Genomic DNA, 13,326 nt, shown 5'->3' on the forward strand with positions numbered 1-13,326 from the left:
TTGTCGGGCCACGGCAATGGTGCGGTAGTTACAGTTTCATAGTGTTTCGGTGGTCATAGCGTGAGGGAAACGCCCGGTTACATTCCGAACCCGGAAGCTAAGCCTCACAGCGCCGATGGTACTGCAGGGGGGACCCTGTGGGAGAGTAGGACGCCGCCGAACTAATTGTAGGGAGAACCCCCGTACCGGGAAATCGGTACGGGGGTTTTCTGCGTTCGGGGGTCTAGTGTTTTGTCATGCGCTATGACTTGGTGATCTTCGACAACGACGGCGTCCTCGTGGACAGTGAGCCGATCTCCAACACGATTCTGGCCGCCTATCTCACCGAACTCGGATACCCGACCTCGTACGAGGAGTCCATCCGGGACTACATGGGGTCTGCCATGCACCGCATCCACGAGCTCGTCCAGGAGCGGAGCGGGCAGCGGCTGCCGGAGGATTTCGACGACGTCTTTCACGGGCGGGTGTTCGCCGCCTTCGAGCGGGAGCTGCAACCCGTTCCCGGTGCCGTGCAGTTGCTGGAGAAGCTGGCCGCGGACGAGGTCCCGTACTGCGTGGCCTCCTCCGGGAGCCATGAGCGGATCCGGGTGGGGCATCGGAAGACCGGGCTCGACCGATGGTTCGACGAGGGGCGTGTCTTCAGCTCGCAGGATGTGGGGCGGGGCAAGCCGGCCCCCGATCTGTTTCTTTACGCGGCCGAGCGGATGAGCGTGGCGCCGGAGCGGTGTGTCGTCGTGGAGGACAGTCCGCTCGGGGTGCGGGCCGCGAACGCCGCGGGGATGGACGTGTACGGGTTCACCGCCATGACGCCGGCCGCCAAGCTCACCGGTGCCACTCAACTCTTCTCCGAGCTGGGAGAGTTGGCTGACCTGCTCGTATGACGGCACCCATCGCGCGGCACTGACATTTGTCACGCCGAGCTCCGGACGATCGTTTCTGTTGGCGAGTGGGGTCCGACCGCGAAGCTGAGTACATCGGAACGGGACGTACACAGCGACGACGGAGGGACCCGATCATGAGCATCACGGCCATCGAGACCAGCACTGGAGCGACCACCGTCGAGGCACCGGCAGCCACGAGCGCCGCTGCCGCCGCCAGGCCCAGCTTCCTGCCGCTGATCCTCGACGTGGCGGTGCCCGTCGGGTCGTACTACCTCCTCAAGAACGGGTTCGGCATGAGCACCATGGCGGCCCTCGGCTGGAGCAGCGTGGTGCCGGCGGTGCGGACCGTGTGGGGCGTGGTGAAGGAGCGCAAGGCCAACGCCCTGGCCGGGCTGATCCTGTTCGTCAACGTCGTCGGGCTGGCGCTCAGCCTCGTCGCCGGTGACCCGCGGCTGATGCTGGCCAAGGACAGCGGGGTCAGCAGCGCGATCGGCATCGGCATCCTGGTCTCCGTGAAGCTCGGCAGGCCGATGATGACGGCGGGCATGAAGCCGTTCCTCATCAAGGGCGACGCGGCCAAGAACGCCGCCTGGGACCGGCTGGCGGCAGGCTCCCCGCGGTTCCGGAAGGCCGAGCGGACCTTCTCCCTGGTCTGGGGCGTGGTGCTGCTCGGCGAGTGCGTCGCGCGGGTCGTGGGGGCGTACACCCTGCCGGTCGACACGATGGTCTGGCTGGGCACGGTCGTGATGATCGGTTCGATCGCGGTGGCCATCCTGGTCAGTGGGCGGCTGGCGGTCGGTCCGATGGAGAAGATGCTGGAGAACGACGTCGCCGGGACGATCCAGTCCAAGAGTTGAGCAAAATTCATCTTCGGCTGGATCTACCCACCGGTATGCCGGGGCCCTACGCTCGCCGCCATGACAGATGTGCTGCGTCGCGGTAGGGCCTCTTTGGCGTTCAGCTTCTTCGCTCAGGGCGCCGCCTTTGCCCTGCTCGTGACGCGCATTCCGGCCATCCAGGACCGGTACGGCGTCTCCGACGCTCTGCTGCCCGCGTTCCTGGCCGCCGTGCCGATCCTCGCCGGGGTCGGCAGCGTGACGACCGAGCAGCTGGTGAAGCGAATACGGCCCAGTCGGCTGCTGCGCTGGTCCCAGCCTGTTGTGCTCCTGGCGCTGCTCGGGGTCGGGGCGGGGGACCGGCTGGTCGAACTGGCGGTCGCGCTCGGTGCCTTCGGGCTCGCGGTCGGCGCGCTCGACGCGTCCATGAACATGCTCGGGGTGAGCCTCCAGCGGACGTACGGGCGCAGCATTATGCTCGGCTTTCACGCCACGTACAGCCTGGGCGGGATCGTGGGCGCCTCGCTCGCGTGGGTGGGGGCGCACTGGCACCTCTCGCTGTTGGTGTCCTATCTGCCGGTGGTGCTCGTGCTGCTGCCGGCGGCGTTCGTGGGGAGTCGGTGGTACGTCGACGGGGGCGCCGCCTCTGGTCTTGAGGCCGATGCCGATGCCAGTGTGGATGCGGAGGCCGGGAAGAGGCAGGGAGAGAGTGGGGCCCTGGTCTTCAGGCTGCTGTTGCCGCTGTGCCTGGTGATGACGTTCGCGTACATCGGGGACTCGACAGTTTCAAACTGGAGTGCGAAGTATCTGCAGGATGTGCTGGGCAGTTCGGAGCAGTTGGCGACCGTTCCCTACAACGTCTACATGGTGATGACGCTGGTGGGACGGGCCGTCGGGGACTTCGGGGTGCGGCGGTTCGGGGCGGTGGCCGTCGTACGGCTGGGGGCGGTCGTGGCGGCGCTGGGGTTCGCGGTGGTGGCGGTGGCACCGGGGGCGTGGGTCGGGATGCTCGGGTTCACGTTGCTGGGGCTGGGGTTGTGTGTGCTGGTGCCGCAGACGTTCGCGGCGGCCGGACGGTTGTTTCCCGGGGCTTCGGACGCTGCCATCGCACGGCTGAACATCTTCAATTACGTCGGGTTCTTGATCGGTTCGCCGTTGGTGGGGGCGTTGGGCGACGCCTGGAACTACCGGGGCGCCATGCTTGTGCCGATGGTGTTGGTCCTTGCGACCTTGGGGTACGCCCGCTCGTTCGCGCCCGAACCGGACCGATACGGTGACGGACATGAGCGGCCGCGCACAGCTGATGTGGGACGAGGCAGTAACGGGCTATGACTTCGGCCCGGACCATCCGATGGATCCAGTCCGGCTGGCGCTGACCCGGCGACTGGTCGATGCCTTCGGGCTCGATCGGGAGGTCGATGTCGTCGCGGCGAAGCCGGCCGGGGAGTCGACGTTGCGGCTCGTGCATCGTGAGGACTATGTCGAGGCGGTCAAGGTCGCGTCGGTGGATCCGGGGGCCGCGGATGCCTCGTACGGGCTCGGGACCATGGACGATCCCGCCTTCGTGGGAATGCACGAGGTGTCGGCGCTGATCGCCGGGCAGTCGGTCGGGGCGGCGGAGGCGGTGTGGCACGGGGACGCGCTGCACGCCGTGAACTTCGCGGGTGGGCTGCACCATGCGATGCCGGGCGGGGCGTCCGGGTTCTGCATCTACAACGACGCCTCTCTCGCGATCGCGCGGCTGCTGGAGCTGGGGGCCGAGCGGGTCGCGTACGTGGATGTCGATGTGCATCACGGGGACGGGGTGCAGGCGGCGTTCTGGGATGACCCCCGGGTTCTGACGATCTCGCTGCACGAGCATCCGCGGACGCTGTTCCCGCAGACCGGGTGGCCGGAGGAGACGGGGGCCTCCTCGGCGGAGGGCTCCGCCGTCAATGTCGCGCTGCCGGCCGGGACCGGGGACGCGGGGTGGCTGCGGGCGTTCCACTCCGTGGTGCCTGAGCTCGTCGCCGAGTTTCGGCCGCAGGTGCTGGTCACCCAGCACGGTGCCGACACCCACTTCGAGGACCCGCTCGCTCATCTGGCCGTCTCGCTCGACGCGCAGCGGGCCGTGCAGGTCGCCTGTCACGACCTGGCGCACGAGTACGCCGACGGGCGGTGGGTCGCGTTGGGTGGGGGCGGGTATGCGGTCGTGGACGTCGTGCCGCGGTCCTGGACGCATCTGGTCGCCGTCGCGGCGGGGCGGCCGATCGACCCCGAGACGGTGATTCCTGAGAGCTGGCGGCAGGAGGTCTTCGCTCGTACGCGGCAGTTGGCGCCCGTGCGGATGACGGACGGGCGGTGGCCCGTGTCCTGGAAGGGGTGGGAGTCCGGGTACGACCCGGCCGACCGCCTCGACCAGGCGATCGTTGCGACGCGCCGCGCGGTCTTCCCCCTTCGGGGCCTCCTGCCCTGACCCTTCTTCCTTCGCCCCCGCCGCCCCTACCCGACCCATCCCCAGGGGCTCCGCCCCTTCAACCCCGACGGGGCTCCGCCCCTGCACCCCTGCGGGGCTCCGCCCCTGCACCCCTGCGGGGCTCCGCCCCTGCACCCCTGCGGGGCTCCGCCCCTGCACCCCTGCGGGGCTCCGCCCCTGCACCCCTGCGGGGCTGCACCCCCGGATCCCTGCGGGGCTGCACCCCCGGATCCCTGCGGGGCTGCACCCCCGGATCCCTGCGGGGCTGCGCCCCCGGATCCCCTGCGGGGCTGCGCCCCGGATCCCCGCACCCCCTGCGGGGCTGCGCCCCGGATCCCTGCACCCCGCGGGGCTCCGCCCCCGCACCCCCGCAGCCTGCCCTCCGCGGGGCTTCGCCCCGCCCCCCGGAGGCCGGGCTCCCGTGCCCCGGATGGGGCTCTGTCGGGGGATAGGGGGCCAGAGTGTGCATTACGCCAAGTGTGGGGCGTTTTCGGGAAATTCGGGGTGAAGGGGGGGTGTGTGCGTCAGCATCGCTGTCGTGTTGAGCACCGGAGCATTACGTGCGCACCTGCTGGCGGCCCGGTTGGCCGGGCCCGTTGCCACCTCGCGTGAGGAGAGTCTGCGGAGTTATCGGCTTTTCGCGGCCCGCGATCCCCGTGTGCTGCTCGGGCTCGATCCCGAGTGGACGTGGGAGCAGCGGGATCTGATCGAGTTGATGGCCGACAAGTGTGGAGTTTCGGCCGATCCGACGCACACGAGTGGGCATGATGTGATCGACCCCGAGCGGACTCTGGTCGCGCTGGATTCCTTCGCGGCGCGACTCGGAACGGCGGCCCGGAAGCGTGAGCCGGTACTCCTCGGGACCGGTCACCCGCACCGTCTGCTCGGTTTCTACGCCGCCCTTGCGGACGCCCTGTCGGCGGCGGGATGTACCGTCCTCACCCCCGCGCAGGGTAGCTCTGTCGACATAACGACCCGGTTCGGCCTACGCACGTACAACCTTGACTACGTACAAGGTGTCGCGCTGGTACGCGAACCCGGCACGCAAGCCCCCGGTGGTGCGACCGGCGCACATACCCACTCACCGCTGCCGGTTCGGACGGTTCTGGCGGCCGCCGCGGAGGGTGGCGGGCCGCTCCCGGAACTCGTCATCGGGGACCACGGCTGGGTCTGCGGAGCAGGTCAGCTGGGGTTCGAGGCCATGGGGCTGGCCGATACGGACGATCCTGCGCTCTTCGTCGGAGAGGCAGAGGGGCGGGTGTCCGTCGTCGTTCCGCTTGATGACGCTGTGCGGTCTGATTACTACCGACCGCTTACTCGCTATGTACTCAATCGAGCGTGTCTGTCACAGTAGGCGGCCGATGCCATCTCCTCTTCCCCACTCGCATCACCCGCCCCTACATTGGGGAGTGAGCACGCAACGACGAAGAGTCACCGGAAGGGGAAGCCGGTGGCCGTCGAGTGCGGAAGGTTCAGGTGTGTCATGGCTGCAGCTGGCGAGAGGCCTCTGAACGAGGTTCAGTTCCTTACCGTGGCGGAAGTCGCCTCGGTGATGCGAGTGTCGAAGATGACCGTGTACCGCTTGGTGCACAGCGGTCATCTGCCGGCGATCCGGGTGGGGAGGTCCTTCCGGGTGCCGGAGCAAGCGGTTCACGAGTATCTCCGCGAGAGCTATGTGGGGGTGGAGACAGCCTGACGGTTGCTTCGAGGGGTTCCCGAGAGGCCCTTGTGGTCACCTCGGGAATCCACTCGGATCCCCTCGATTACGACCTCAGCGCTCGGACGGGTAGGCTGGCCCCTCATAGGTCGTGTGGGCCCATGCAGCCCAGCACCGAGTAAAGAGAAGTGAGCGAGGGTAGTCGTGGGCTCTGTTATCAAGAAGCGGCGCAAGCGGATGGCCAAGAAGAAGCACCGCAAGCTGCTCAAGCGCACTCGCGTTCAGCGTCGCAACAAGAAGTAAGACCGTGCCCCGGATCGCCGGGGCTCGTCCTTGCGCTTGTGCGAGCGCTGCGAACGGCGCGCTCTGTGGCCCCCCACCGGCCGGTGGGGGGCCACAGCCGTTTTCCGGCCAGGCTTTCGGCGTACCGGCCTCCGCCGTCGCGGCGGCTTTCGCCCAGAGCGGGTACTTTCCGTGGGGAGCGGGCGCGCGTCTCCTGCGCGAGGGCCCCGGAGGGCGATGCTGTGCATACGCCCATGTGCCGGGTGGCTTGGTCTGATCGTACGTTCGTGGCTGTCGTCACTTCGTGCATCGGGCGGTCATCACAGCGCAACATCAACCCGCTAGGTTGGGGCACACGGGGAACACGGCAGGGTACGAGCAGAGCTACGTCGGCTCACGTCCAGAACGGGAAGAGAGGCGCTGATCTTGGGGAAGGTCGTGCTCGTCACCGGAGTGGCCCGTCAGCTGGGAGGCCGGTTCGTACGACGGATCCAGCGTGACCCTCAGGTGGACCGGGTGATCGCCGTGGACGCGGTGCTGCCCGAGCACCATCTGGGCGAGGCCGAGTTCGTCCAGGCCGACATCCGCCAGCCCACGATCGCCCGCGTGCTCGCCGAGCACTCCGTCGACACGGTCGTCCACATGGACGTGACGGGCATCGCGCTGGGCGGTGGCAGCCGGACGACGGTCAAGGAGACCAACGTCATCGGCACCATGCAGCTGCTGGGCGCCTGCCAGAAGTCCCCGTCGGTCAAGCGGCTCGTCGTGAAGTCCAGTACGAACGTCTACGGGTCCGCGCCGCGGGATCCTGCCGTGTTCACCGAGACCACCCCGCCCAAGTCGCTGCCCAGCGGCGGCTTCGCGAAGGACACGGTGGAGGTCGAGGGGTATGTGCGTGGCTTCGCGCGGCGGCGGCCCGACGTCGCCGTGTGTGTGCTGCGGTTCGCGAACATCCTCGGGCCGAGCGCCGACTCGCCGCTCGCCTCGTACTTCGCGCTGCCGGTGCTGCCGACCGTCTTCGGCTACGACCCGCGGCTGCAGTTCGTGCACGAGGACGACGTGATCGAGGTGCTGCGGATCGCCTCGCACGATCCGCAGCGCGGCACGCTCAACAGCGGCACCTTCAACATCGCCGGAGACGGCGTCCTGTTGCTCTCGCAGTGCGCTCGACGCCTGGGCCGCCCCACGGTGCCTCTGCTGCTGCCGGCGCTCAGCTGGGCGGGCACGGTTGTGCGTACCCTGGGCGTGACGGACTTCTCGCCGGAGCAGCTGCGGCTGCTCACCCACGGCAGGGTCGTGTCGACGAACCAGATGCGCGAGACGCTGGGCTACAAACCGAGATACTCGACCGCGGAGACCTTCGCGGACTTCGCACGCAGCCGGGGGCCCGGACTCCTGCCCCCCGAGGCCCTCGCGGGGGCCGTCGACCGGATCGCCGCGCTGCGTTACGTGGGTGGCGGCCACCCCCCGACACTGAGCGCCAACTGAGGAGCGCATCGACGATGGCGGACGCCAAGGTCATTCCGTTCGACGACGACCGGTCGCGCGGGGGTGCTGTGCAGCGCCCGCCGCGGCGGCGGGCCGCGGGGAGCCGGCGCAAGGGCGATCCCGTGGTGGTACGTGAGGTCCAGCCCCTGCCCGGCCGGACCTTCCCGCAGGATGATGTTCCTGTGACGCGTGAGGAACAGCAGCCTCAGCCGTCGACGCCGAACGACGCGCCGTCGACGTCACAGGCACGGGTGAGCGGCGGGTTGGAACGGCGCGTCGCCGGTGGCCTCGCCTTCCTGCGCCGGCGCCTCACCGGTGACTACGAGATCGACGACTTCGGGTACGACCAGGAGCTCACCGAGCAGGTCCTGATGTCCCTGATCCGGCCGCTGTACGAGAAGTACTTCCGGGTCGAGGTGAAGGGCATCGAGAACATCCCGACCGACGGCGGCGCGCTGATCGTCGCCAACCACTCGGGCACCCTCCCGCTGGACGGCCTGATGATGCAGGTCGCCGTCCACGACAACCACCCCGAGAGCCGCCATCTGCGCCTTCTCGCGGCCGACCTGGTGTTCATGCTGCCGGTGGTCAACGAGTTGGCCCGCAAGGCCGGCCACACCCTCGCCTGCGCCGAGGACGCCGAACGGCTCCTGGAGCGCGGCGAGCTGGTCGGTGTGATGCCGGAGGGCTTCAAGGGCATCGGCAAGCCGTTCGGCGAGCGCTACAAGCTCCAGCGCTTCGGCCGGGGCGGGTTCGTGTCGACGGCCCTGCGGCAGGGCGCCCCGATCATTCCGTGCTCGATCGTCGGCGCGGAGGAGATCTACCCGATGATCGGCAACGCGAAGACGTTGGCGCGGCTGCTGGGTTTCCCGTACTTCCCGATCACGCCGACCTTCCCGTGGCTGGGTCCGCTGGGCGCCGTCCCGCTTCCCACGAAGTGGACGATCCAGTTCGGCGAGCCGATCCCCACGGACGGCTATCCGCCGGAGGCCGCCGAGGACCCGATGCTGATGTTCAACCTGACGGACCAGGTCAGGGAGCAGATCCAGCACACGCTGTACAAGCTGCTGGTGCAGCGTCGGTCGGTCTTCTTCTGACGGACATGCGGCCGGATGTTCCGTCGGCGATGGACGTACGTGGCTGGGGGCGCCCTTCCTGAGAAGGGCGCCCCCAGCCACGTCGCGGTGTTACCTGCTGTCCTCGCTGTCGATGCCCAGGCCCGGCAGGAGACCGGGCAGCAGCGGGGGCAGGGTGACGTCCGGGCCGCCGCTCGTCGGGGTGGACTTGCCGGCCGACGGGGAGGAGCTGGTGGTGTCCTTGGGCGGGTCCAGGAGACCGCCCGTGGTGCCGCCGAGCAGGCCCTCGCCGGTGCTGCTGGAGCTGGACGGCTTCGGCTTGCCGCTGCTGTGGCTGCCGGCGGTGGAGCCGCTGCTGGCGCTGGGCGCCGGACGGTCCGTACCGGACGATGAGCCGGGGGCGTCCGAACTGGCACCCCGGTGACGGCCCGTGCCCTCCTTCGCGGGGGTGCCCGGGAGCAGCGGGTCGACCTCCTCGTCTATGGCGGCGAACACCGACGAGACCTGCTGACTGACGTCGCCGAGCTGGACGGGCAGCCGGTCGCGCAGTGCGCCCCAGGCCTCGCGGTGCGACTGGGCGAAGGCGGACAGGGCCTGGATGGGGCCCAGTGAACCGTCCCGCTCGTACGCCTCGTACAGCAGGCGGTGGCCCTCGGAGGCGTCGTGCTGCATGCCTGACAGGGCGCGGCGGATCTCGCCCAGGGATTCGTGGTCGAGGGGGCCCGAGCGGCCACGCTCCATCAGCCGGCGGGCCTCGCTCAGGCGTGTGGACGCCTGGTCGAGGTAGAGCTCGCCGCGGTCGCTGTCGCCGTGGGCCAGGCCGAGTTTGATGTCCTCCATGCCTCGTTTGAGCCCGTAGAGCGAGTCACCGGGCAGGGCGTCGGAGCTGGCGGCTGCCACGCCGCCGAAGGCTCCCGCGGCCACGCCCACGGTGAGCCCGCCCGCGGCCAGGCCCTTGGACAAACGCGAACGCGGTCGCAGCTTCCCCAGTCCGGTCGCCCGGTGTGCGCCCCGTGCCCGGTGCGAGCGCTGCTCGGGCACGGAACGGTCCGGACCTTCGCCCCCCGCGGCGGTGCCTTCCAGCAGCATGGCCTCCATCGCTGCCACGAGCTGTGCTCGCTGCACGACCTTGACCTCGGGGTCCAGCTCCGGTTTGGGCAGCTCGCCGAGACCGGTGGCGAGGGCCAACAGCAGGCCCTGCTCAGTCTGTTCCGAAGCAGCCTGGGACGGTGCCGATCCATCGGGCTGCTCGGCCGCCGTGCCCTGGTCGGACTGGTCCTCCAGGGCCTGGGCGAAGGCGTTCGCCCGCCGGTGTGCCGATACGTTCGCGATCACTGGCGGCACCTCCTCTCGTCAAGACGGTCGACTCCCCAGGGGGTCCTGAGGGTTGCACGCCCCGAGCGCATCCACACGATCGAGTGATCGGCGATGGCCGGGTCGTGACCACAGGGAGCCTGTATCCCGCACAACGAGCGTCGCGGCACTTGGGTTACGGACGACGGATGATCGGACCGTGAAGTCAACGGACTTTCACGGAGGGTGAGTTGAGCGTCGCTGAGTGTGTGGGATCGCGGGGGCGTTCGTACGGGCCGGTGTTCGTACGGGTTTCAGCTTTCAGCGGGCGTCGTCCGGGAGGAGCCGTGCCAGGGTGCGGACGGCTCGGTACTGGAGGGTCTTGATCGCGCCCTCGTTCTTGCCCATCACCCGGGCGGTCTCGGCGACCGACAGCCCCTGCAGGAAGCGCAGGGTGACGCACTCCTGCTGCTGAGGGTTGAGCCGTCGTACGGCGTCGAGCAGGGCCGCGTTCGACAGTGACTCCAGGACGGAGTCCTCGGGGCTTCGCTCGACCTCGTTCGCGTCGAGCATTTCGCCGGTGGTCACTTCGAGTCGGAATCGGCTCGATTTGAAGTGGTCCGCGACCAGGTTGCGGGCGATGGTGACCAGCCAGGCGCCGAAGTCGCGGCCCTGCCAGGTGAACGTTCCGATGCGGCGCAGGGCGCGCAGGAACGTCTCACTGGTGAGGTCCTCGGCGGTCGCCTTGCCGCCGACGCGGTAGTAGATGTAGCGGTACACGGTGTCGCTGTACTGGTCGTAGAGGCGGCCAAAGGCGTCGGCCTCGCCGGCCTGGGCGCGCTCGACGAGATCCATCATCCGGGCGCTGTCGCTGTCTGCGGCCGGGCGGCGTGCGGTGGGCGTGGCGGCCGAGCCTGAGCGGCCTCGTCTGCCGACCGCCGCGCTGCCCTCGGCCAGGGCGTAGCAAGGACCGAGGGGCGCGGGGACGGCGGCGAGGGCGGGGACGGCGTACGCGGTGGGGACGAAGCCGCGCAAGCGGTCCAGGACCGTTGCGCGCAGCGTAGCCAGGCCCGAGGCGTCAACCCCGACGTGTGAGTACACGGGACTCCCAGAGGCAGAGCTTCCATCACGTGCAGTGCGGGACCGTTCACCCGTCGTAGCGACGGAGGGGTACCGGTTTGCGTCTGAGGAGAATAACGCTTCGTACAGGCAGCGCTACACCGAGTTGCTCAAATCATCGATTACGTCGCTTCTGTAACCGATTGACGCCTGATCAAGTGCCGGACAGTGACCGGTTGTTGATCGGATGGGTTCGGTTTCCGTCTGGGCGCGGGGCGTGTTGTGGCCGTGTGGGGGTGGGGTGACTGGGTGGGGGGCCACGGGGGTAGGACAGGGGATTGGCCGACTTCCGGCGGGGTGTCCTGGGGACTCCGCCCCCAGACCCCCGGGTGGGTTCTCCGGGTACGAGTGGGTGGGGGCTGGTCGCGCAGTTCCCCGCGCCCCTGGGGCACGGGGCTGCGCCCCAGTGCCCCGGCGCCCCATCGGCCTGAGTGGTCTGAGTGGCCTTGTCCTCGCACGCAGGGCGGGCTGGAGGTCTTTAGGGGCGCGGGGAACTGCGCGACCAGCCCCCACCGGCCGGTAGTCGAAGAACTATGGGCGCGCAGGGGATGCGGGGCGTGGCCCCGGGGGTCAGCGGCGGCGGCGGTGGAGGGCGATGGCGGCGGCTGTGCCGCCGGCCACGGCGCCCACTCCGGCCGCGGCGGGGATGCCGACCTTCGCGGCCTTGCGGGCCGTGCGATAGTCCCGCAGACGCCACTCGAACGTACGAGCGTGTTTGCGGAGTTTCGCGTCCGGGTTGATCGCGTAGGGGTGGCCGACCAGGGACAGCATGGGGATGTCGTTGTGGGAGTCGCTGTAGGCGGCGCAGCGGGACAGGTCCAGGCCCTCGGCACTGGCCAGCGCGCGGACCGCCTCCGCCTTCGCCGGGCCGTGCAGGGGCTCGCCCACCAGCTTGCCCGTGTAGACGCCGTCCACCGACTCCGCGACCGTGCCCAGCGCACCGGTCAGGCCCAGCCGGCGGGCGATCACCGTGGCGATCTCCACGGGGGCCGCCGTGACCAGCCAGACCTTCTGGCCCGCGTCCAGGTGGGCCTGGGCGAGGGCGCGCGTACCGGGCCAGATGCGTTCGGCCATGTACTCGTCGTAGATCTCCTCGCCGATCGACATCAGCTCCGAGACCCGGTGGCCCTTGACGATCGAGAGTGCCGAGTCGCGGGCGTCCTGCATGTGTTCCGGGTCCTCGACGCCGGCCAGCCTGAACCACGCCTGCTGCCAGGCGAATCGGGCGAGGTCGCGGGTCTCGAAGAACTTCCGCTTGTACAGGCCCCGGCCGAAGTGGAAGAGGGCGGCGCCTTGCATCACGGTGTTGTCGAGGTCGAAGAAGGCCGCGGCCTTCTCGTCGCCGAGGACCGGGAACTCCGGTTCCTGGTCGGGCGCGTCGGCGTCGGGCGCGGCGTCGTGGGCTAGTTCCTCCAGTTCCTGGGAGGACTTGCGCGCTGCCTCTGCCGAGGCCTCGCCTGCCAACACGCTCCGCGCGGTGGCGGAGCGCCTACGGGGAGTGAGCCATCCGAGAGCGGCCATGTCGTGAGCATAGCCAGTTTGTTCGGAGCTTCCGGAGTCGAGAGGATGCGAGGCTGTGAACTCTCCGCGACCGAGCCGTTAAAGAAGTGGTCCGACCGGCACCTCCGGGCCGCGCGGGTGGCGGGAGAATGACCCGTATGAGTTCCATGTTCCGGCGCGGTGGGCGCCGTACGACGCAGAAGGCACCCTCGGAGCGGCTGGTCACGCTCATCAGGAAGCCTGGTTGTCATCTGTGTGATGACGCACAAGAAGTGGTGGAGAAGGTGTGTGGGGATCTCGGGGTCCCCTGGGAGCACAAGGACATCACCGAGGATGAAGAGCTGCACCGTGCCTACTGGGAGCAGATCCCCGTGGTGCTGGTGGACGGGGCGCAGCACACCTTCTGGCGTGTGGACGAGGCTCGGCTGCGTAAAGCCCTCGCTCCGTAGCGGCGCGGTGTGGCGCGGTGAGGCCTGGTGTTCCGTCCGGATTGTGCCGTGATCGGGTCCGGACCCCGTCCTGACCGGTGAGTCCAACGGGTCCGGAAAGTCGCCTAGGATCGACGGCGATTGGTCTCGGGGGCGGGGTTCGTTGAGGAGAGTGTGCGGTTTTGCCCCCTTCAGGAGCGGAACGAAGCGGTGTGCGCGCCGGTTCCATACGGGCGCGCCGGGAGTGCGTGACGCCCGTCACGTTGCCCGGGCAAATCGGACACCATCTTTGTGCACGCGTTCACAAAGAC

At 69.1% G+C, this 13,326-nt stretch carries 13 protein-coding genes and 1 rRNA gene; 11 read left to right on the forward strand and 3 right to left on the reverse strand.

The genetic code is table 11. The features are described 5' to 3' along the window. The first annotated feature begins 45 nt into the window (after window positions 1-45). The 10 genes from rrf to OG798_RS30480 all read left to right on the forward strand — a co-directional run bounded on the left by rrf (window position 46) and on the right by OG798_RS30480 (window position 8,696). Window positions 46-162 (forward strand): 5S ribosomal RNA (gene rrf / locus OG798_RS30435). Window positions 163-236: 74 nt separating this feature from the next. Then, window positions 237-881 (forward strand): HAD family hydrolase, encoded by a 645-nt coding sequence (locus tag OG798_RS30440; RefSeq protein ID WP_121415412.1) that lies wholly within the window; start codon window positions 237-239, stop codon window positions 879-881. A gap of 134 nt (window positions 882-1,015) precedes the next feature. Further along, window positions 1,016-1,738, forward strand: a complete 723-nt coding sequence (locus OG798_RS30445) for a VC0807 family protein (RefSeq protein ID WP_267062527.1) — start codon at window positions 1,016-1,018, stop codon at window positions 1,736-1,738. A 60-nt stretch (window positions 1,739-1,798) separates the two neighbouring features. Beyond that, entirely contained in the window at window positions 1,799-3,049 is a 1,251-nt protein-coding gene (locus OG798_RS30450) for an MFS transporter (protein WP_328757997.1), read from the forward strand. Further along, window positions 3,000-4,172 carry an acetoin utilization protein AcuC gene (locus OG798_RS30455; protein ID WP_267062528.1) on the forward strand — a complete coding sequence of 391 codons (1,173 nt, stop codon included), beginning with the start codon at window positions 3,000-3,002 and terminating at the stop codon, window positions 4,170-4,172. Before OG798_RS30450 ends, OG798_RS30455 begins: the two co-directional genes overlap by 50 nt. Window positions 4,173-4,710: 538 nt before the next feature. Continuing rightward, window positions 4,711-5,526 (forward strand): phosphatase, encoded by an 816-nt coding sequence (locus tag OG798_RS30460; RefSeq protein ID WP_095857871.1) that lies wholly within the window; start codon window positions 4,711-4,713, stop codon window positions 5,524-5,526. Between the two features lie 129 nt (window positions 5,527-5,655). After that, on the forward strand, window positions 5,656-5,868 hold the full coding sequence (locus tag OG798_RS30465) for a helix-turn-helix domain-containing protein (protein ID WP_004984898.1): 213 nt from the start codon (window positions 5,656-5,658) through the stop codon (window positions 5,866-5,868). A 165-nt stretch (window positions 5,869-6,033) separates the two neighbouring features. Further along, a complete protein-coding gene (locus OG798_RS30470) occupies window positions 6,034-6,132 on the forward strand; it encodes a 30S ribosomal protein bS22 (RefSeq protein ID WP_003948845.1) in 99 nt (32 codons plus the stop codon). Between the two features lie 405 nt (window positions 6,133-6,537). Beyond that, a complete protein-coding gene (locus tag OG798_RS30475) occupies window positions 6,538-7,599 on the forward strand; it encodes an NAD-dependent epimerase/dehydratase family protein (protein WP_121415411.1) in 1,062 nt (353 codons plus the stop codon). Between the two features lie 14 nt (window positions 7,600-7,613). Beyond that, entirely contained in the window at window positions 7,614-8,696 is a 1,083-nt protein-coding gene (locus tag OG798_RS30480; RefSeq protein ID WP_121415410.1) for a lysophospholipid acyltransferase family protein, read from the forward strand. A 90-nt stretch (window positions 8,697-8,786) separates the two neighbouring features. On the opposite strand, the gene OG798_RS30485 is transcribed toward OG798_RS30480, so the two are convergent. The 3 genes from OG798_RS30485 to OG798_RS30495 form a co-directional block, all read right to left on the reverse strand. After that, the gene (locus OG798_RS30485) at window positions 8,787-10,010 is read right to left on the reverse strand and encodes a DUF5667 domain-containing protein (RefSeq protein WP_267062529.1); all 1,224 of its coding nucleotides are present in this window, start codon (window positions 10,008-10,010) and stop codon (window positions 8,787-8,789) included. A 279-nt stretch (window positions 10,011-10,289) separates the two neighbouring features. Beyond that, on the reverse strand, window positions 10,290-11,069 hold the full coding sequence (locus OG798_RS30490) for an ECF subfamily RNA polymerase sigma factor, BldN family (protein WP_054230018.1): 780 nt from the start codon (window positions 11,067-11,069) through the stop codon (window positions 10,290-10,292). Window positions 11,070-11,657: 588 nt separating this feature from the next. Further along, on the reverse strand, window positions 11,658-12,608 hold the full coding sequence (locus OG798_RS30495; RefSeq protein WP_095853257.1) for an HAD family hydrolase: 951 nt from the start codon (window positions 12,606-12,608) through the stop codon (window positions 11,658-11,660). Between the two features lie 128 nt (window positions 12,609-12,736). Between OG798_RS30495 and OG798_RS30500 the strand changes: the two genes are divergently transcribed. Next, complete coding sequence (locus OG798_RS30500) at window positions 12,737-13,036, forward strand: glutaredoxin family protein (protein ID WP_075033738.1); 300 nt, start codon at window positions 12,737-12,739, stop codon at window positions 13,034-13,036. Window positions 13,037-13,326: the final 290 nt, after the last annotated feature.

It is taken from the genome of Streptomyces sp. NBC_00271 (assembly GCF_036178845.1).
Taxonomy (GTDB): Bacteria; Actinomycetota; Actinomycetes; order Streptomycetales; family Streptomycetaceae; genus Streptomyces.